21 protein-coding genes are annotated in these 20,112 nt (G+C 48.4%); 8 read left to right on the top strand and 13 right to left on the bottom strand.

Annotation, left to right across the window (positions count from 1 at the left end; genetic code table 11):
• The first annotated feature begins 7 nt into the window (after positions 1–7).
• On the top strand, positions 8–985 hold the full coding sequence (radA, locus tag WOA13_RS08840; RefSeq protein WP_342127536.1) for a DNA repair and recombination protein RadA: 978 nt from the start codon (positions 8–10) through the stop codon (positions 983–985).
• Between the two features lie 69 nt (positions 986–1,054).
• The gene (locus WOA13_RS08835; protein ID WP_342127535.1) at positions 1,055–1,738 is read left to right on the top strand and encodes a phosphoglycolate phosphatase; all 684 of its coding nucleotides are present in this window, start codon (positions 1,055–1,057) and stop codon (positions 1,736–1,738) included.
• Positions 1,739–1,758: 20 nt separating this feature from the next.
• On the opposite strand, the gene WOA13_RS08830 is transcribed toward WOA13_RS08835, so the two are convergent.
• The 4 genes from WOA13_RS08830 to nikR form a co-directional block, all read right to left on the bottom strand.
• Complete coding sequence (locus tag WOA13_RS08830; protein ID WP_342127534.1) at positions 1,759–2,028, bottom strand: PRC-barrel domain-containing protein; 270 nt, start codon at positions 2,026–2,028, stop codon at positions 1,759–1,761.
• Between the two features lie 33 nt (positions 2,029–2,061).
• On the bottom strand, positions 2,062–4,278 hold the full coding sequence (locus WOA13_RS08825; RefSeq protein ID WP_342127533.1) for a CDC48 family AAA ATPase: 2,217 nt from the start codon (positions 4,276–4,278) through the stop codon (positions 2,062–2,064).
• A gap of 156 nt (positions 4,279–4,434) precedes the next feature.
• On the bottom strand, positions 4,435–5,334 hold the full coding sequence (locus WOA13_RS08820; RefSeq protein ID WP_342127532.1) for a GDP-mannose 4,6-dehydratase: 900 nt from the start codon (positions 5,332–5,334) through the stop codon (positions 4,435–4,437).
• A gap of 444 nt (positions 5,335–5,778) precedes the next feature.
• Positions 5,779–6,201, bottom strand: coding sequence for a nickel-responsive transcriptional regulator NikR (nikR, locus tag WOA13_RS08815; protein ID WP_342127531.1), 423 nt, complete (start codon positions 6,199–6,201; stop codon positions 5,779–5,781).
• Between the two features lie 154 nt (positions 6,202–6,355).
• Between nikR and purC the strand changes: the two genes are divergently transcribed.
• Positions 6,356–7,072, top strand: coding sequence for a phosphoribosylaminoimidazolesuccinocarboxamide synthase (gene purC / locus WOA13_RS08810; RefSeq protein ID WP_342127530.1), 717 nt, complete (start codon positions 6,356–6,358; stop codon positions 7,070–7,072).
• The gene (locus WOA13_RS08805) at positions 7,073–8,506 is read left to right on the top strand and encodes a phytoene desaturase family protein (protein ID WP_342127748.1); all 1,434 of its coding nucleotides are present in this window, start codon (positions 7,073–7,075) and stop codon (positions 8,504–8,506) included. It begins immediately after the preceding gene.
• Here WOA13_RS08805 and WOA13_RS08800 read toward each other — a convergent pair whose 3' ends face one another.
• The 6 genes from WOA13_RS08800 to yciH form a co-directional block, all read right to left on the bottom strand.
• Positions 8,507–9,196: a TIGR00153 family protein gene (locus tag WOA13_RS08800; RefSeq protein WP_342127529.1), complete on the bottom strand. Its 690-nt coding sequence runs from the start codon at positions 9,194–9,196 to the stop codon at positions 8,507–8,509.
• Entirely contained in the window at positions 9,193–10,233 is a 1,041-nt protein-coding gene (locus WOA13_RS08795) for an inorganic phosphate transporter (RefSeq protein WP_342127528.1), read from the bottom strand. The genes WOA13_RS08800 and WOA13_RS08795 overlap by 4 nt, the downstream gene beginning before the upstream one ends.
• Positions 10,234–10,307: 74 nt before the next feature.
• The gene (locus tag WOA13_RS08790) at positions 10,308–11,243 is read right to left on the bottom strand and encodes a tetratricopeptide repeat protein (RefSeq protein WP_342127527.1); all 936 of its coding nucleotides are present in this window, start codon (positions 11,241–11,243) and stop codon (positions 10,308–10,310) included.
• A gap of 44 nt (positions 11,244–11,287) precedes the next feature.
• Positions 11,288–12,508 carry an Nre family DNA repair protein gene (locus tag WOA13_RS08785; RefSeq protein ID WP_048204537.1) on the bottom strand — a complete coding sequence of 407 codons (1,221 nt, stop codon included), beginning with the start codon at positions 12,506–12,508 and terminating at the stop codon, positions 11,288–11,290.
• The gene (locus WOA13_RS08780; protein ID WP_342127526.1) at positions 12,505–12,867 is read right to left on the bottom strand and encodes a transcriptional regulator; all 363 of its coding nucleotides are present in this window, start codon (positions 12,865–12,867) and stop codon (positions 12,505–12,507) included. Before WOA13_RS08780 ends, WOA13_RS08785 begins: the two co-directional genes overlap by 4 nt.
• A gap of 180 nt (positions 12,868–13,047) precedes the next feature.
• Positions 13,048–13,356 (bottom strand): stress response translation initiation inhibitor YciH, encoded by a 309-nt coding sequence (yciH, locus tag WOA13_RS08775; protein WP_048204539.1) that lies wholly within the window; start codon positions 13,354–13,356, stop codon positions 13,048–13,050.
• Positions 13,357–13,437: 81 nt separating this feature from the next.
• Between yciH and WOA13_RS08770 the strand changes: the two genes are divergently transcribed.
• Together WOA13_RS08770 and purL are read left to right on the top strand one after the other, a co-directional pair.
• The gene (locus WOA13_RS08770) at positions 13,438–13,785 is read left to right on the top strand and encodes a DUF192 domain-containing protein (RefSeq protein ID WP_342127525.1); all 348 of its coding nucleotides are present in this window, start codon (positions 13,438–13,440) and stop codon (positions 13,783–13,785) included.
• Between the two features lie 90 nt (positions 13,786–13,875).
• Entirely contained in the window at positions 13,876–16,023 is a 2,148-nt protein-coding gene (gene purL, locus WOA13_RS08765) for a phosphoribosylformylglycinamidine synthase subunit PurL (RefSeq protein ID WP_342127524.1), read from the top strand.
• A gap of 110 nt (positions 16,024–16,133) precedes the next feature.
• On the opposite strand, the gene WOA13_RS08760 is transcribed toward purL, so the two are convergent.
• Together WOA13_RS08760 and WOA13_RS08755 are read right to left on the bottom strand one after the other, a co-directional pair.
• Positions 16,134–17,312 carry a cysteine desulfurase gene (locus tag WOA13_RS08760; RefSeq protein WP_342127523.1) on the bottom strand — a complete coding sequence of 393 codons (1,179 nt, stop codon included), beginning with the start codon at positions 17,310–17,312 and terminating at the stop codon, positions 16,134–16,136.
• A gap of 43 nt (positions 17,313–17,355) precedes the next feature.
• Positions 17,356–17,511 carry a hypothetical protein gene (locus tag WOA13_RS08755; RefSeq protein ID WP_342127522.1) on the bottom strand — a complete coding sequence of 52 codons (156 nt, stop codon included), beginning with the start codon at positions 17,509–17,511 and terminating at the stop codon, positions 17,356–17,358.
• A gap of 157 nt (positions 17,512–17,668) precedes the next feature.
• Between WOA13_RS08755 and WOA13_RS08750 the strand changes: the two genes are divergently transcribed.
• Together WOA13_RS08750 and WOA13_RS08745 are read left to right on the top strand one after the other, a co-directional pair.
• Positions 17,669–18,949, top strand: coding sequence for a YcaO-related McrA-glycine thioamidation protein (locus WOA13_RS08750; protein WP_342127521.1), 1,281 nt, complete (start codon positions 17,669–17,671; stop codon positions 18,947–18,949).
• Between the two features lie 4 nt (positions 18,950–18,953).
• Positions 18,954–19,604, top strand: a complete 651-nt coding sequence (locus WOA13_RS08745) for a TfuA-related McrA-glycine thioamidation protein (protein WP_342127520.1) — start codon at positions 18,954–18,956, stop codon at positions 19,602–19,604.
• Positions 19,605–19,607: 3 nt separating this feature from the next.
• Here WOA13_RS08745 and WOA13_RS08740 read toward each other — a convergent pair whose 3' ends face one another.
• Positions 19,608–20,057 (bottom strand): metal-dependent transcriptional regulator, encoded by a 450-nt coding sequence (locus WOA13_RS08740; protein ID WP_342127519.1) that lies wholly within the window; start codon positions 20,055–20,057, stop codon positions 19,608–19,610.
• Positions 20,058–20,112 lie beyond the last annotated feature (55 nt).

Genomic DNA, 20,112 nt, shown 5'->3' with positions numbered 1-20,112 from the left:
TATCAAAATGAGTGAAGTTTTATTGGAAGATCTTGATCATGTGGGGCCGGCTACGGCGCAGAAACTTAAGGACGCCGGATTCAACACGGTCGAAGCTATTGCTGTGGCATCCCCTGCGGAGCTTGCCAACAGTGCGGAGATAGGGGAATCAACTGCTGCAAAGATCATCAATGCGGCCAGGCAGGCTGCGGACATCGGCGGCTTCGAGACCGGGGACACTGTGCTTGAGCGCAGAAAGCTTGTGGGCAAGCTGACCACCGGCTGTGAGGAGTTCGACGAGATGATGGGCGGTGGCATTGAGAGCCAGTCCATCACAGAGATGTACGGCGAGTTCGGCTGTGGTAAGACCCAGGTGGCCCATCAGCTGGCTGTGAACGTGCAGCTGCCTCCTGAGCAGGGCGGACTTGGTGGTTCTGTGGTCATCATCGATACCGAGAACACCTTCAGGCCTGAGAGGATCGAGCAGATGGTCAGGGGTCTTTCCGAGAAACACGGCATAGAGTATGATCCCGAGGAGTTCCTGAAGAACATCCACGTGGCACGTGCCTATAATTCCAATCACCAGATACTTCTTGTGGAATCTGCTTCCGAGCTTGCCAACGAGCTCAAGGACTCCGAGATGCCTGTAAAGCTGCTGATCGTGGACTCCCTCACCGCTCATTTCAGGGCGGAGTACATAGGCAGGGGAACACTTGCCGACAGGCAGCAGAAGCTCAACAAGCACCTTCATGACATCCAGCGCTTCGGTGACCTTTTCAACGCCTGTGTGATCGTAACCAACCAGGTTATGTCCAAGCCGGATGCCTTCTTCGGTGACCCCACCAAGCCTATAGGAGGGCACATTCTGGGTCACACTGCAACCTTCAGGCTGTACATCAGGAAGTCCAAGGGTGACAAGAGGATCGTCAAGCTGGTGGACTCACCCAACCTCCCGGACGGCGAGGCTATCATGTCCATCACCACGGAAGGTCTCGGGGATGCATGAGATGTATCGGGATCCGTTCCGAACAATGTTAAGGTAAACTTTAAGGTACTCTCCGTCATATCTGATTGCATGGTCTTCAAAGCCCTTGTAGTTGATATTGACGGAACTATAACCAATCATGACAGGTCACTGGACCTCCGGGTCGCGAAGAGATTCCGCGAACTCCGGGTTCCGGTGGTCCTTTCCACAGGCAACCCTCTCTGTTACGTTCACGCTGCTGCAAAGCTCATCGGGCTTGGCGGTATCGTGATCGCGGAGAACGGCGGGGTTATCTCGACCGGTTTTGACAAGCCTTCCATCATAGCCGATGGCATGGAAAAATGCGAGGAAGCGTACGAACTGCTATCCAACTATTTTGATCTTGAGAAACTGGATGCTGCATACCGCAAGACCGAGGTCGTGCTCCGCAGGGGCATGGACATCTCACAGCTTCGTCAGATTGTTGAGGACAACGGCATGAAAGTGGAGATCATCGACACCGGCTATGCTGTCCACATCAAGGATGGGAATATCAACAAGGGCACAGGGCTTCACACAGTGGCAGAACTAATGGGTATCGACACAAAAGAGTTTCTGGCCATCGGGGATTCCTGCAACGATGCTGAGATGATGCGTGAGGCAGGCCTAGGCATAGCTGTGGGTAATGCCGATGATGATGCCAGACAGGCGGCATCCATGGTAACGAAAGCCTCATTTGGAGAAGGTGCGCTGGAGGCCATTGAATATGCGCTTTCCAATGGCCTTCTGGAATAAATCAAAAAAATAAGGGATCTTTAGTCACGATCGAATGGAAGGCCCCTTGCCATGGTCTTGTCCACCACGATGTAGTCCTTGATCGCGCTTACTGACTCGAAAGGTACAATGATGTACTGTCCGTCCTTCTGGTACTTGGAAGTGTCAAGACCGATATCGGGCTTTACGATAAGGTCTTCCAGTTCTCCGGTCTTTCCGTCCATTACGATGTTGTTCAATACGCCAAGTTCGGTTCCGTCAGTAGCCATTACCTGTTTGTTGGACAGGTTCTTTGCAAACACTTTTGCCATCTTTCGTCTCCCTCTGAGTAATTAACAGATTATTTACATGTATCCCATATAAGAACTTGTTTCTTGTTTATGGGTGCTGCCCTTGAGCTTCTCCTGCATCTTTCCATAGAATTCGGCCATATCCTCTGAGATAGTAGGCTTGACCTTGTTCATTGCCGCAAGGAAATGGGACTTTCTCACAGACTCGGTCTCGAAGTTCTCACGCAGTGCAAGCATCACAGCTTCCCTGCACACAGCCTCGATATCCGCGCCCACATAACCTTCGGTCATAGCCGCAAGTTCCGGTATGCTGACCTCGCCGTCCAGCGGGATATTGCGTGTGTGTATGTTGAAAATGCTCTCCCTCCCTTCCATTGTGGAATTGCCCACAAGCACCAGCCTGTCGAACCTTCCTGAGCGCATCAGTGCAGGGTCGATCATGTCCGGCCGGTTGGTGGCTGCAATGACCACCACTTCCTTCAGGGCCTCAAGTCCGTCCAGTTCGGTCAGCAGCTGGTTGACCACCTGTTGGGATGCCCTTCCTGTCTCGCTGTCAGCCATACGCGTGGTCGCAATGGAATCTATTTCATCGAAGAATATGATACATGGTGAGACCTGCCTTGCCTTCTTGAAGGTCTCGCGGATCGCCTTCTCGGACTCTCCTACGAACTTTGAGAGCATCTGTGGTCCTTTGATACTGATGAAGTTCGCATTGGACTCGTTGGCAACCGCCTGTGCCATCAGTGTCTTTCCGGTTCCCGGCGGGCCATAAAGGAGTATTCCCTTTGGTGCCTTGATTCCCATTTCCAGGATCCTGTCCGGACGCTTGAGCGGCCACTCCACAGCCTCCACGATCTCCTGTTTTGCATCGTCAAGACCTCCCACATCGTCCCATTTGATGGATGGTACCTCTACAAGCACCTCTCTCATTGCGGAGGGTTCCACTTCGGTCAGTGCATCCTCAAAGTCATCAGGATTGACCTCCAGCTTCTCCAGTACCTCGTCAGGTATCTCGTCCTCGTCCAGGTTGATCTCCGGCAGTATCCTCCTTAAGGAGCGCATGGATGCTTCCTGTACCAGTGCAAGAAGGTCTGCACCCACAAATCCCTGGGTGTGCTCTGCAAGGTATTCAAGGTCAACTTCTTCTGTTAGAGGCATTCCTCTGGTATGGATCTGCAGGATCTCCAGACGGTCGTCGCTGTCAGGAACTCCGATCTCGATCTCCCTGTCGAACCTTCCGGGACGGCGCAGTGCGGGATCGATGGAATCCACACGGTTGGTGGCACCGATGACCACGATCTGTCCTCTCTCCTCCATGCCGTCCATCAATGTGAGCAGCTGGGCGACCACCCTGCGCTCCACTTCCCCGGTCACGTTCTCGCGCTTTGGTGCGATGGAGTCGATCTCATCTATGAATATAATGGAAGGTGCGTTCTCTGCAGCTTCCTCGAATATCTTTCTCAGGCGCTCCTCACTTTCACCGTAGAACCTTCCCATGATCTCCGGTCCTGCGATGTAGAGGAAGTTCGCCCTTGATTCCCCGGCAACCGCCTTTGCGATCAGTGTCTTACCTGTTCCCGGCGGGCCATAGAGTATAACTCCCTTCGGGGGTTCGATATTAAGTCTCTGGAAGATCTCATGGTGCTTGAGAGGCAGCTCAATCATCTCGCGTACCCTCTGGATCTCGTCACCAAGCCCGCCGATATCCTCATAGGCGATTCCGCGTGCAGCGTCCTCATAGCCCTTTGCCGGCTTCTGGCGGAGTTCGATCTCCGTGCTTTCAGTAATGATAAGTATTCCCTCTTCAGGCGTAGCCTCGATGGCAACAAGAGGTATGGCCTGGTTGCCTGGTGTCGGCTGGGTCATTGAGCTTGTGATAGGGATGACATCTCCTGCAACAAAGGGGTGTTTCAGTATATTGTGTTTGATGATCGCCTGAATGTTGGTCCCGAACTCCATTGTGATGCCCTCGGGAGGTGCGAGCACGACCTTTTCTGCAGGTGTGACCTCTACCCTTCTGATAGCTACCCTCTCTCCTATGCCAACGCCTGCATTCTGTCGGGTGAAACCGTCTATTCGACCAATTCCCTGACCCCAGTCCTGTCGGTCTGCCCTCCAGACCTTTGCAGCTGTTGTTTTCTTTCCATCTATCTCAACGATATCCCCTGGTGAAAGCTGCAAGCTGAGTAAAGTGCTCGGATCAAGCCTTATGATTCCACGTCCAAAATCGATTGGATGTGCTTTTTCCACTTTGATCTGTAGTTCTTCCATTGGTCTCATCCTTAATTGTTTTACTATTTTATTCGGTACAAGGCATAAATAATATATGGTTTCATGTCCTGTTTTTACATCCCGGGAAACTCTGTTTATTCCAATAATATGAAAATAGAATGATCTTTGTTACTTATCCTCACGGTTAGCTTCCGGTCATACGTTCAAAAACTCTTCAAGTCCCTGTTTAAGCTCTATCTTTGGTACAAAACCAATTTCCCTGGCCTTTGAAATATCCGCAAGACTGTGCCGGATATCTCCTGCCAGGGGTTCCCTGTGATCCACGTCAAGGTCCTTATCAAATAGTTCTATAATGATCTCGGCAAGCTCGTTAATGGTGGTGCTCCTGCCCGTCGCAGCATTGAACACTTCTCCCACAGCTTCCTCCTTTTTAATGACCAGTTCCACCATATCCACGATATCATGAACCGAAATGAAGTCCCTTGTCTGCTCTCCGTCACCAAAGGCTATCGGGTTCAGGTCATTTCGTACCCTCTCCATGAACTTTGAGATAACCCCGGAATAGGGGTTTGAAGGGTCCTGTCTGGGGCTGTATATATTGAACGGCCTGATGCATGTAGTGGGTAATCCGTATGCCCGGTTGTACATCAGGCAGTATTTCTCTCCTGACAATTTGCTGGTCCCGTATGGCGAAAGTGGATCCTGTGGGTGCTCCTCACTGATCGGCACTTCCACGGGGTTCCCGTACACTGCAGCCGAGCTGAAATAGACGAATCTCTCAAGGTCTGCTTTCCTTGCTGCTTCTAGCAGGTTAAGTGTGCCGAACACATTGTTCTGTGCATCAAAAAGGGGTTCCTGCATGGACCTTGCAACGCTGATCTGGGCAGCGGTGTGTATTACAACATCTGTATCCTTCACAAGATCTGAAACGTCATCCCGAATATCGCCATTTATCAAGGTCACGTTTTCAGGTACACCTTCCCTTGTAGTGGATGTATGGTTATCCAGGACAACAACTTCGTTCTTTTCATGAAGGTGGTCAACGAGATAACTGCCAACCTGACCCAAACCGCCGGTTATGAGGATCCTCTGCATATTTTCCATGACGTTTGCATTGTTTATACTTATTTTGGGGAAGTGTGTCAGGAGTGAGTCTTTATCTAAGGGTAGTTCACATGGTGAAGCTCATTCACAAAGTTGCCATGTGTTGCTTGGGTGGGGTGTGATTGTCCTACTCGGACGTTTTCATCTGTTAATTCAGAAATTGTTATTCATATTGCTTCTATTTAAAAATATGAAAGCTAATGACATTCCAAATTCATTCGTTAAGTTAATATATTATTACTGAATAGTGAGGGCAACGTACGACCAATACTGCTATTGGTAGTGTTGTCGTACGAGAAAAACGTTCTTTCATTCCGTCATTTCTATGAACGGACCAGGGGTCACATCCGGCCCCTTTCATCCCCTCTTTCTGATCGTTCTTATTTCAGTTTAGTGTTACTTGCCGGGAAATAATTAAAAAAAGTGAAAAGACCTTCAGATCTTTTCTGCCGGTGGTGCTGTATTGAGCTTTACGTATTTGACGCCTTTTAGTGCCATGAGCCTTTCATCCATTTCCTTTACTTCCTCTCCTTCTCCATCGAATATCACTACTTCGAGGCAGTTGTCATGGTCAAGGTGTATGTGGACGGATGACTTGATAAGTTCTGAATAATCGTGCTGTATGTCTGCAATGGCGTTTGAAAGTCCTCTTTTTGTGTGGTCATAGATTATAGTGATGGTACCAACACGACGACCTCTGATATCGCTCATCCATTCATACTGGTTTATGTAGTTCCTGATGGAATCCCTGATACCTTCTGAACGGGATGAGTATCCTCTGCGTTCTATTATTGAATCAAATTTGGTCAGGAGATTGTCCGGGAGGGACACGCCAATTCTCATAAGTTCTTGTTCCATTTTTTTCACCTGGGGGTGCAATTGACATAAAAGGTAATAAATTTATGTATTGTTTTTGTTATTAAAGTTGTGTTTCTGTCAGAAAAAGTACGCATAGCACATGTATTTATACCGAGGATGCCTATATGATAGGTAAAATCCGGAGGTATGTTTCATGAAAACGGAAGAACTTTACTCAGGCAAGGCCAAGACCATATACAAGACCGACAATCCTGACGAATTTATTGCAGAGTTCAGGGACAGTCTCACTGCTTTTGACGGAAAGAAGAAGAGTGAGGCAGCAAAGAAAGGTTACTACAATGCCCAGATCTCAAGAAAGATCTTCGAGATGCTTGAGGAAGAAGGTATCAAGACTCACTACCTGGGTATGGTATCTGATACCGAGATGCTCGTGAAGAAAGTGGAGATCGTCCTCATTGAAGTAATTCCAAGGAATATCGCAGCAGGATCCATCACACGCAAGTATCCGATAGAAGAAGGTACCGTTTTCAAGGAACCGGTCCTTGTCTTTGATTACAAGAGCGATGAGTACGCCGATCCGATGATCAACGATGACATTGCAGTTGCAATGGGCATTGCCACCCGCGAGGAGATCGATTACATACGCAGTATGGCATTCAAGATCAACGAGATCCTCAAGAGCTACTTCGAGAGCAAGGGATTCCTGCTTCCTGACTTCAAGCTGGAGTTCGGAAGGGCAGATGGTGAGATCTTACTTGCAGACGAGATCTCATGTGATACCTGCAGGTTCTGGGATGTCGAGACCGGAGAGTCCATGGACAAGGACATATTCAGGTTCGATAAGGGTGACCTCTCAAAGGCATATGAAGAAGTCGCACGCCGTCTCGTACCCGAGATCTTTGAGGAGTAAATAGTGAAATATGATGTTATTGTGGTCGGGGCCGGCATTAGCGGGCTTCTGACCGCACTTACCTTATCCAAGCACGGCAAGAAGGTGCTGGTGCTTGAAAAGATGCATGATGTGGGGGGCAATTGCAACAGTTATACTGTGGATGGCTATCAGGTGGACACCGGTCCTCATGCTATCACCCATCTTGCAGAAGGCCCTCTCAGGCGCTTGATGGATAACTATTTTGATTACCAGCCGGTCTTTGAGAACTATGGGCAGTATTATGTAAGGACCGAGGATCGTTTCTTGAAGGTCCCGTCCACCATCAAGGACTTTGTTACCTTTGATGTGTTCCCGAGACTTGACCGTCTTGCCATAACACAGTCCATCACAAAGGCTCTCACACTTTCCTCCTTTGGTGTTGACCTTTCAAAGCAGTCTGTCTATGAATCCCTGCCTGCGAACCTGTCAAAGGAGACCTATGAGTTCGCGGATGCGATATCCTATTTCCTGTCTGGTCGCTCCATGCATGAGACCTCTACCCAGAGGGTGCTTGCAGGCAGCAGTTTTGTCAGGGACAGCGTAACCCAGGAGCAGTTCGAGGAGTTCATAAAAGAGGAGAAGGTGCCACGCCCGGAGTCTATTCTCCAGTCTGTGCTGCCTTCGAACCTGCACACATCCCTTCACTCGAGGATCAATAACGTTTCCAGTCTTGGAAGGCTTGCCACCAATAAGGTGCACATCTCTCAGGGCTATCCTCGCAAGGGCTTAAAATCATTGCTCAATGCTCTCCTTTATTCTCTTCCTTCATCCGTGGAGATCAAGACCGGTTGCAATGTGGAACGCATACTCACAAAGGACGGGAAGGCATGCGGTGTGGAAGCGGATGACCTCTATGAGTGTGATCTTGTGGTCTACACCGGTTTTGCATCATCCCTGGGGCAGCTTGTGGATGACCTTCCAACATCATACGGGGAAATTCTGGATGGTATCGTTCACAGCAAAAGCCTAACTGTCTGGCTGGGTCTTGACAGGATCATGGATGAGTTCAACTACATGGGTTCTGAGATCTGGTTCAAGGACACGCCTTACTGGGCCATGCCTATCAGCAACTATGATGCATCACTTGCTCCCAAGGACAGGCAGCTTGTTGGGTTTGCTTTCTTCCTTGATGAGAACGAGGATGAGGGCAAAGGAATAAAGAATGCGTATGAGACCATCTATAGCGCCATTCCTTCCATACAGGACCATGTGGAAATGAACCACGACCAGATACTTGTGCCTGAGAAGGCAGCTGTGACCCTTGATGGTAAATTTGCAGATATCCGTTCCCCGGTTAAAAACCTGTATATTGCAGGAACGGATACAGATAAGCGTAGCATGGGTGTGACCCGGGCTGCTTACTCTGTAATTGAATTGTTAAAAGTGTTGAACGAGGACGGTAATCTGCACTGATTACCGTCTGAGGATCATTGTCCTGAGCCTGTCTGCAGCATGCTCTGTTTTGTCTGCAATATCCGCAATGGTACGCACAAGTTCTATAAGGTGTAGTACTCCTACAGCACCAATCTCTTTTTCATTCGCATAGATCTCTTTTAACAGATCTTTCTCAATGAGGTCAACTCTGTGTTCCATCTCTTCAATGGTTGGTACAAGTACCAGGGATTCATCAATCTCGCGTTTGCTGAAGGAGGTCTCAAGGATCTCACTCAATGAATCGACTAGTTCCTCATATTTTTGTACGGTCTCAAGCGTCAGGGCTGATAGTTCACAGACCTTTACTCTGATTGGCTCCGGCATATCGCAGGGCCTCAAAGTAAGCATGAATGCAGCTTCCTGTGCCACATCTGCAATGGAGTCCTGTGGCTTGAGGAAATTGAGCAGGTCTTCCGCTTTTACAGGCAGCATGATAGAGGAAGAAAGCTGTGTCCTGATGGTCTGCTTTATGATATCTGCTTCGTGTTCGATGTTGTCTATCTGAAGGCTCAGCTCATCAATAAGTGGTTGATTTGTACAGTATGCATTGACAGCCTGGTCTAGTATCTTTACGGTTTCCACTCCCTTTGATGCGTGCAGGTAAAGTGGTTTGAATGGTGATCTTGCGAACACGTCAAGTACAGAACGTATGTATTCCATTTTCTTCATAATCCAACCCCCAGTAATGCCACGAAAACAAGTGCCGATGTAAGTGCTGCAACAGGCACTGTGATTACCCATGACATAACTATTTTTCCTATAACACTAAGGTCAACAGCAGCAAGACCTCCTGCGAGTCCAACACCTATCACAGAGCCCACGAGGGTGTGAGTGGTGGAGATCGGCAGGGAACTGTAACTGTGAAAAACTACAACTGCTGCCGTTGCAAATTCAGCTGAAAATCCTCTTGTAGGTGTAAGTTCGGTAATCTTTGTACCGATGGTCTCAATCACACGGTATCCCCAGGTTCCAAGTCCGATGACCATTCCTATACCTCCTACTATGAGTACCCACAAAGGTACTGCTGCTTCTGCAAGGTTAAGTGCATTAAGGCCTGCGTAGAGTGGTCCAACAGCATTTGCAACATCGTTGGATCCGTGTGCGAATGCAATGAAACAGGCAGTTCCGACCTGCAGGTACACAAACTTCTTCTCGATGTGATACGGATTTTCCACTTTTTGCAATATCGTTACCCTGATAATCGAGAATATAAGATATGCAAGTACGGCTCCCAGTACAGGGGAGACCAGCCAGCTGCCAACGATTTTTCCCAGCACGGTCCAGTTGATGTCTGAGAGTAATATAATATTCTGATATGCGGCAACAATTCCAAAACCAAGTACTGATCCTACAATAGAATGGGTTGTCGATACCGGCAGGTTGTAGAATGTGGCAAAAGTTATCCAGAATCCGGCTGCCAGGATAGCTGCAAGCATGCCGATGGCCACAAGGTTCGGGTCGATAGCTTTTATGGTGTCGATAGGCACGATTCCTTTTGCGATGGTGGATGTAACCCTTTTTCCAAAGAAAACAGCCCCGACGAACTCGAAGACACCTGCTACGATGATTACCTGTTTGAGTGAGAGCGCTCCGCTGCCCACCGATGTTCCCATAGCATTTGCAAGGTCATTGGCACCGATGTTCCACGCCATGTAAAGGCCGGCAAGTACCAATAATATAACAATTGGATTGAATAGTTCTATCATATTCCTCTTCCTGATGTTAACTCTTCACGCCGTTAAGGTTCCATCTTTGATAAATGTATCACTAATCATTTTTTTCATGCAATGTTTCCGATCTCTTCCCTTGCCTTTTGTGCTTCTTCATTATCGGGTTCAAGTTCAAGAATCAGGTCGTATGTTGCCAGGGCATCAGCGATGTTGTCTTCCTGTACACAAAGTTCAGCGGCATTGGTCAGAATGCTCTTCGCTTCCTCTTTGTGTCCCAGCCTGTATAGCAGCTTACCTCGCTTTCTCCAGAGGTCCACGTTGGTCACATCGACCTCGAGTGCATTCTCAATGGCATTTAAAGCATCAAGGTATGCATCCTGGCTTCTGGAAACAAGTGCTCTTACTTCCCACATTTCGGCAGCTGTAAGGAAACATTCAAGAGCGTCCTTTGACTGTCCGAGTCTCCTGTGTGCCAGTCCCTTGATGAATATTGGCTCAGTGGCATCTTCCATATGATCGATCGCAGAGTCAAGTGCTTTAATGGCTGCTCCATATCTTTCTACATTGAAAAGGATCATTCCCTTATTGTACCATGCATGTCCCATGTCGGGTTTGATCTCAGTAGCAAGGTCCAGGTTCTCAAGCGCTTTCTCCACATTTTCCATTTCTGCAAAAATACTGCCTTTTAAGAAATATGTGTCAGCATCATCAGGTGCGATCTCTTCAAGTTTATTGAAGGTTTCCATTGCTTCTTTTAGATCTCCCTTCGTAGCAAGCACGTTTCCTTTGAGTTTGAGAACTTCAGCATCGTCACCAAGTTCCAGTGCTTTATCAGCAGCTTCGATAGCATCATCAAAAAGGTGAAGTCCGAAGAGGATCTGTCCCTTGATGAGGCATGCTTGTGTGGGGTTTGGGGCATGCTTGATGGCCTGTTCCACAACTTCAAGTGCCTGTTCGTGCTGGTTTTCCCTGCACAGCAGACGTACTTTGTTAAGCAGGAAATCTGCCAGTTCCTGTGGTGACATATTGTCTTGGTTCTCAGACATAATGTCCAATTGTCTCATAACGTTTTAATGTCTTGCGGAAAAGCTTACAAAAAAGAGTCAAGTGTTCTCTGGAAACGAAGGTCTGAAAGCATCTTCGTCTTTGCTTTCCATTCCGGTGCAGGAGTGCGTACACGTGTTGCCATATCATCCATTGCTTCCTCTATGGTCTCAAAGGTACGTGGGATGGATGCCATAGCATTTCGGGCAGCTTCCCTCACTACCCATACTCCAAGCGGTGCCCAGTACTCCGGTGTGATCTCTCTTATCATGAATACCGAAGCCTGCCTTCCTGCATCTTCCAGGTACTCCAGGGCAGCGATGCGGGCAGCGTAGTAGCCGCCTGCAAGGTTTGAATATCCCTTTTTGCCATTGATGTCCTCCATATCCTGCCCAATCCATGAGGATCCTCCGGACCACACTGAACGCTTCATCCATATTTCCAGGAGTTCGAAGGAGAATACTCTGGGGACAAGCATGATCTCAAAATAGTTGCCAAAACATCCTCCGCTGAACACGGAGATCTCACTTACAAGGGGCATGTCCCTGACGCGGTCGATGATATCCTTTCCGGCCATATCATCGGTTGCGGTGATGGCCCACCGAGTGGGCACAAGCTTGCGCTGCTGCCCCAGAAGACCTATGGAAAGTAGTCGGGTGATATGCTCGGTGGGAATATCTCCTCTGAAAAGTTCGCATACGACATCCTTTGCCAGGGCATCGGTGTCATAGGCCAGATAGTCTACTTTCTTTGGTACCTTCGGGTTCTCGGCGATATCAAAATCTTTTACAGCTCCCGATGGCCCCATGGGTGTCAAAACACTGTCGAACTTGAGTTTTTGCTGCAAAGGTTTTGAGAACCAGGCTTCGGTGTCCACCGGTGATTTTGAAAGGGCCAGCTCCTGTGACTTTTCCAGCAATTTATGGGGCTTCATCGCATCTTTCACATCGATGGTGCTGTTTGCCCTGACCAGCTGGCAGCGAGCGGATATCACGTCCTGGATATCCATGGAAAGCCATTGCTTGGGGTCCTCAAGTGCCATTGCATCCTTTGCATCGACCTGTGGGGGTATCATTGGTCCGGCCTTGACCTGCGGGTAGCCATACCTTCCCACGAAGACTGCAGGCGGGGATGCGCCAAAAACAGAGCCGTCACTCGAGACAGATGCTGTGGTAGTCTCGGTTGACCTGAACTTTTCAAGGATCGGACACAAAGGTCGCCCGCAAAGTCCTTTCCCCTTACATTTGATACAAAGGCTTCTGCTCAATCTTCCTCATCACTTTTGCACAGGATACAGTACTCTGCACCGGGTACGTTCTTGTACAACCATCCGGAACGCTGCACGAACTTACATACATTGCACATCCCTTCGGTCAGGACCTTGTCAGAAGAATTGTTCACGAGCTGGGTGGCAAATCTTTTGATCTCTTCGATGGTTTCTTCTGAGAATCCCACCTCTGCACCTCTTTTTGCACTAACGTACTGCGATACGGCTGCTCTTGAAAGCCCCAATATGTCTGCAACCTGCTGCTGTGTGCATCCATGGTCGACCATCATAGAACGTGCCAGTTCTGCACGTATGGCAGGTAATACTTTTTGTACCATTATCTCACAGGTAGGTTTCATAATTTATTTTCCTTTTTTCGTCCTATATGTTTTTTTCGTCGGCAAATTGGGGTCGGTCTCATTCTAACCTGTCGAAGAATGCTTCCAAAATCAAAAAAAGGAACATGGCGATTTTTCAGGGCCATGTTCTGTATTCGAAAAGTTAAATGAGTTGGTGATGCACAAAGTGCATACCATTGATCAGTCTTTGATCTGTTCCGGAGAGAAACCTTTCTGGACGAGAACTGCTTTCATGCGCCCGAGGTGGTTGCCCTGCAGTTCAACGGAACTTCCCTTTACAGTTCCGCCGCACGCGAACTTTGATTTAAGGTACGTGGATAGCTCATGAAGGTCGATCTCATTCGCATCGAAACCTTCCACAACTGTAACTTCTTTACCGTATCTTCGTCTATTCACTTTCACTGTTATTCGCTGTTGCTCTTTTGCCACTTCTTCGCATATACATAGCTCTGATGGCAAACCGCAAACCGGGCACATTTCTGAACTCATCTTCTGGTATTTCCTCCGATTATTTACTCACCTGTATAACTATTTATATAAATTATAAACAGATATTATATGTTACTCACAATGTTATTAAAATCTAATGGTGATGTCATTGCATCGGATATTGAATATGCCAAAAGCATGTTCAGTCAGGCAAAAGGCCTGATGTTCAGAAGCTCTGTTCCGGATAGCTATGCTATGATATTTGTGCTGTCTTCGCCAAAGAAGATCTCCCTGCATATGCTCTTTGTTCCTTTCCCTCTGGACGTCCTTTTCCTTAATGAAGAGAAACGAATTGTGAGGACAACGTATCTTCGTCCATGGATCGGCACAGGTGACTCCGGTGAAAAGGTGAAGTATATTATTGAACTTCCTGCTGGTGTTATCTCCCGTTCAGACCTTTCGGTGGGTGATCATGTGATGTTCGATTAATCCTGAATCTTCTCTTACCGTTGGAAATCTTTATCTAATCTATGGTTTATTTAAGGCTAAATCATACTCCTTATATTATGAGGCGCACAAATGTTACCGGAAAATGACCTGAAGATCATAACAGAAGAGATGGGCAGAGAACCAAACCTTGTTGAACAGGGATGCTTTTTGAACCTGTGGAGTGAACATTGCTCCTATCGTTCCAGTGCTCCTTTGCTGAAGACATTTACCACTGTTGGCGACCGTGTGATCATCGGTCCCGGTGATGATGCTGCTATCATCCGCTTCGGTGATGGCTGGGTACTTGCCATCGGTATGGAAAGCCACAACCATCCTTCCTATGTGGACCCTTACAACGGCTCCGCAACAGGTGTGGGAGGTATCGTGCGTGATATCATCTCCATGGGTGCAAGACCAATTGCACTGATGGATCCTCTTTATTTCGGTCCTCTGGACACCCCGAAGAACCTCTACCTCTTTGAGCACATCGTAGAAGGTATTGCAGGATACGGTAACTGTATCGGTGTACCTGTTGTCAGGGGAGAGGCATACTTTGACGAGACCTACAGCGGAAATCCTCTTGTCAATGTTGTCTGCGTGGGCCTTGCCCGCGAGGAGAACATCGTGACCGCCTGTGCGCAGAAAGCAGGCAACAAACTGGTACTTGTGGGTTCCACTACCGGTCGTGACGGTCTTGGTGGTGCATCATTCGCTTCCCGTGACCTTTCAGAAGAAGCAGAAGCAGAGGACCGTCCCAGCATCCAGATCGGCGATCCTTTCACAGAAAAGCTCCTCATCGAGGCAACCCTTGAAGCAATAGGTACCGGGCATGTACTTTCATGCAGGGATCTTGGTGCAGCAGGTCTTGCAGGTGCAAGTTCCGAAATGGCATCAAAAGGAAACCTTGGAATGCGCCTGATGGCTGACAAGGTAATTCTCCGTGAATCCGGAATGACCCCTTATGAGATCATGATCTCCGAGTCCCAGGAACGTATCCTCTTTGAGGTCACACCTGAGAACGTAGATGAGCTCCTTGCTATCGCAGAGAAGTACGACCTTAACGCCAGCATGATCGGTGAACTTACAGAGCGTCTCTATTACACCGTTGAGTTCGAGGGTGAGGTCGTTGCAGATATGCCTGTCAAGCTCCTGACAGAAGGCGCACCTACCTTCGAGCGTCCTTCAACAGCTCCTGCAGAGCGTGACATTGGTGACAAACCGGAACTTGCAGCTGACTTGAAGCAGGCAGTAATTGACATTCTTTCATCTCACAACATTGCATCAAAGGAATGGATCTACAGGCAGTACGACCATGAGGTCCAGGTCCGTACCGTGGATAAGCCCGGATCAGATGCAGGCGTCCTTCGCATTGCAGACGGCAAAGGTCTTGCACTGTCCTGTGGATGTAACCCGGGACACACCCTTCTTGACCCTTACGAGGGCGGAAAGGGAACTCTCATTGAGAACAGCATGAACCTCGCTGTAAAAGGTGCAGAGGGTATAGCCCTCGTGGACTGTCTCAACTTCGGTAACCCTGAGAAACCTGACATCTACTGGCAGTTCAAGCATGCCATCCTTGGTCTCGGAGATGCTGCAAGGGAGCTTTCCATTCCTGTTGTCGGAGGTAATGTTTCCCTCTACAATGAGAGTGGCGAATACGGCACAGCTATCGTCCCTACACCATCCATAGGTCTTATCGGAATTACCGGTGATCTCGAGACGGTGCCAGCATCCTTCTTTGAAGGCGAAGGCAACTCCGTCATCCTTGTGGGTGAGACCTTTGATGAAATGGGCGGTTCCCAATACTACAACATAAAGGGACTCAGGAACAACGGCAATGTTCCAAAGGTGCTTGAGAATGCCCCGAAGACCGTTGAGAGCCTGATCAACGTCATCAGAAGCGGAAACATCGTAGCAGCCCACGATGTCTCTGCAGGTGGACTTGCAACAGCTCTTGCTGAAATGTGCAAAGAGGCCGGAGCAAACATCGATCTTTCAGGTGTTGGCAAAGACCTAAGGGCAGACGACCTCCTGTTCTCTGAATCCCATGCAAGGGCTATTCTTGTGACCTCTGAGAAAGATAAGGTCCTTGAGATGCTCGGTGACATCCCATGCACTGTGATCGGTACTGTTGGCGGAGATGACCTGAACATCAAAGGCAATGGCTTTGATCTTTCCTTTACTCTCGATGAGATCGCAGATGCAAGGGCAAGTCTTACAAAACTGATGATGGAATAATTTCCATTATCGTCTTTCTTTTCTTTTTCTTCTCTTTCCGACCAATATGCCGGAAGGGTGTGGGAATATAATTCCCACAGTTCGTTTTTAGTATTGTATATAAAAAAAGATCATGCGAGCATTGTTATCTGCTCGACACCTTCAACAAGTGACTCAACTTCTTCTTCTGTATTGTACAGGGCAAAGGATGCTCGCACAGTTCCCTCAACTCCCAGCATGTCCACTGAAGGCATAGCACAGTGGTATCCGCTTCGGACACAGATCTTCCTGGTCTCGTCCAGTATCATGGCAACGTCATGCGGGTTCATGCCTTCCACATTGAACGGAACCACGCCTGCCCTGTCCTCAGGTCCGTAGACCTCCACGCCTTCGATCTCTGCAAGTCGTTTTGCAGCATATGAAGACAGCTCTTTCTCATGTTTCTCTATATCTTCCACACCGATCTCCTGCACGTACTCAACAGCCCTGCCAAGTCCGATGACTCCAGGGATGTTCGGAGTGCCGGCCTCGAACTTTGATGGGGAAGGTTCCAGCTCATAACTTTCTGTGGTAACAGCATGGACGGTCCCGCCGCCAACATAGGTGGGTTCAAGGACATCAGGGTCTTTGATGCAGAGGATTCCTGTTCCCTGTGGTCCCAGCATTCCCTTGTGTCCGGGGGTGGCAAAGAAATCGCACCCTATCTTTTTGACGTCAACGGTCATGTGGCCTGCAGACTGTGAACCGTCCACAAGGACCATTGCTCCGCTCTTCTGTGCTATCTTTGTTATCTTTCCAACATCCCTTATGGATCCGAAGACGTTGGATACGTGGTTGACAGAGACCAGCTTTGTCCTGTCGGTAATTGCAGCATCAACTTCTTTCGGGTCTACACATCCTTCATTGTAAGTTCCGACGATGGTGACCTCTACACCCATCTCTCTTAGCCTCATCCACGGGAGCAGGTTGGAGTGGTGCTCCACAAGAGTTGTGACAACATGATCTCCTGCTTCCCACTGAAGGCCAAGGGCAACCATGTTGATACTTTCAGTTGCATTCTTTGTCAGTATGGTGCTCTCAGGTGCAGTGTTCAGGAACTCTGCGATCCTGTCCCTTGAATCCTCATAATTATCAGTGGTCTGTCGGGCGAGCCTGTGAGCTCCTCTACCATGATTTGCTGCGTATTTGAGGAAGTAATCGTTCATGGCATTGACTGCCGGGACAGGCGTTTGTGTTGTAGCGCCATTGTCCAGATAGATCACTTCATCAAGGACGGGAAAATCTTTGCGTACGGAATGAATGTCAAACATAACCTTCCTTACGCAAGATATCTAAAAATATGTTTTGCAGGCGTTATTTCGCCAGCATTCCACCGAGCATGAACTTGTAAAGTTCCATCTCCTCAGTGTCCAGTTTTTCAGTAGTTTGCCCACTTACAACCGAATGGTATGTCCCGTCTTCTTCACGCCTTCCGTATTTATCACTTATTTTCGTGATATTTCTCATCATCTGTTTCCTCCTGTCTCTTCAATTTGATTTTGTAAAAACTAAGCCTCCGGAGATAGCTTAAACACTTTCTTACGTGTTTATCTTATATAGGGTTTTCGGACAAATCTGTCTGGATTTTGTCGTAAGGGTTATAAGTTGCAAAGGACTTCCGATAAACATGTCCCATATCCAAATCGATCGATCATTACAGTATATGGATGGTACGCAGAGGGTTTTTGATGAGGAGACAACCCTTGGTAACACAAAACCACACCTGGAAGAGATCGGTGTCACAAGGATTGCCAGTATCACCGACCTGGACCGTATAGGGATCCCGGTATTCTCTGCCATTAGGCCAACAGCTGCCGAAGGTGCTATTTCTATCTATTCAGGTAAAGGGTCTACTGAAAGCCAGGCAAGGATCTCTTCCATGATGGAGAGCTTTGAGAGATGCCTTGCAGAGCGTGTTGGTGTTAATGCTGATATCGTTGAGGACGTGGCCGCAGAAGAGTTCATCGAATCTATTGAAAATGCTTCGGAAGGACATGAACTTGTAGATCCCAATAAACTCCTTCTGGCTGAACCATTGCCACCTGAGAGCCTGGTGGAGTGGACCCAGGGATGGGACCTTTTGTGCGAAAAGGAGGTATATGTCCCTTCGAACGCGGTATATCACCCTTATGATTCTCCCGGAATGTCTGCAAGGCTTTTCAGGAGCAATACCAACGGTCTTGCATCAGGGAACGTGATAGAGGAGGCAATATTGCACGGTTTGCTCGAAGTAATTGAGCGTGATGCACTGAGCACTGCCGAGTTCAACAGGAACCCGGGTAAGCAGATCCTCCTCTCCGAAGATGACGGTGTAAATTATGAACTTATGCAGAAGTTCGAATCCAATGGGGTACAGCTCAAACTTTGGCTGCTTCCGCATGATACAGGTATAACATCTGTTGTGGCTGCAACGGATGATCTTGATCTTAAGGATCCGGCTTTGCTTGTGATGGGTGCAGGCTCTCACCTGAATCCGGAGATCGCAATAAGAAGAGCGATCACCGAGGCTGCCCAGTCAAGGGTCGTACAGATACACGGTGCCCGTGAGGACACTGACAGGGAGAGCTTTGTCAGGCAGATCGGTTATGAACGCATGAAAAGGATGAACCGTTTCTGGTATGAAGATTCCGAGACCGTTACTACCGGAGAGCTGAATGATATCTCAAGTGCAACTCCTGCAGAGAACATCGATGTTGTTCTGGATGAACTGCGCAAGGTCACGGATAGTGCTATCGTGGTTGACCTTTCCCGTAAGAACGTAGGCGTTCCGGTGGTGAGGGTCATAATTCCGGGATTCGAGCAGTATACCCTCGACCGTGAGCGTGTCGGCCATCGGGTGAGAAAAGGACGTAAACAATCCCCTCCTTCCGAGAAACCCTGGAAGAGAAGGTTCGGCAAACGAAAGTGATCCTATGAGAGCGGTTGTCTTCGCAGGTACCAGCATCAGCCACGAGGATGCAAAAGAGATCCTCGATGTCACCTACATGCCACCGGTGGCAAGGGGTGATGTTGATAAGGTCGCCGGTCAGGGATATGATGTGATCGGCATAATCGATGGTGTTTTCTTTGACAGGGCTGCAGTGGCGCACAAGGAGATCATCCGCGCAATGAAAAAAGGCATCAAGGTCGTAGGTGGTTGCAGCATGGGCGCATTGCGCGCGTCAGAGCTTGATGTTCATGGCATGGTCGGTGTGGGTACAGTCTATGGCTGGTACCGTGACGGTGTCATTGAATCCGATGACGAGGTCGCAGTGACCACTAACCCCGAGACCTTTGAACAGGTCTCACTACCGCTTGTTAATATCAGGGAGACCTTCAGGGAGGCAGTTGAGCAGGGTCTGATCGATAATGAGACCTTCAAAGGGCTGATCGCGATAACAAAAAGTATCCATTATCCTCAGAGAAGCTATCTTGGTATTATAAAAAAAGCAGTTGAAGAAGGACTGCTGGAAGATGCGGAACCCCTGCTGGGCTACTGCAGGAACAATGCATCGGATGTAAAAAGGGAAGATGCAATTCTTGTTCTGAAGAAGGTCAAAGAGATACTGGAAGCAGGGGAATGATGCTCATCCCTCGTGGGGTTCGTGATGGTTATGTTTGAGGTTGCAGCTGTCATGCTCGATCCTGCCACAAACCCCGAAGGTCGGATGCCCCATAGAGTCACAGATCGTGTTGATGGCCTTTTTTGATACATAAGCCTCAAATCTTGCAACCTCTGCACACGATTCTTCTGCAGTGAGGCCGTAATGGTTCAGCATCAGGCTTAAGATACGGTGCCTTCTCAAAAGGAAGTGTGCATATTCCTCTCCTTTTTCCGTAAGGCTGAATCCCCTGTACGGGACATGGTTCACATATCCGGATGAAGCAAGCTCGTTAATAGCCTTGGTTATGGTAGAGGGGTCCACTTCCATGTGGGCGGAGATCTCAGTGGTGCGAACATTGTCACCCTTCTCAAAGAGATATTTTATGTACTCTATCTTCCTTGGCGATAGTTCCAGTCCTGTCATATCGTCCATAAGGAGGGTTATGCATGTATTTATTTAAAATTTGCGTACTCCCCAAAAATAATAC

Origin of the sequence: Methanococcoides sp. LMO-2, assembly GCF_038432375.1 — an archaeon.
Taxonomy (GTDB): Archaea; Halobacteriota; Methanosarcinia; order Methanosarcinales; family Methanosarcinaceae; genus Methanococcoides; species Methanococcoides cohabitans.
This window is presented reverse-complemented; position numbering and strand designations above follow the sequence as displayed.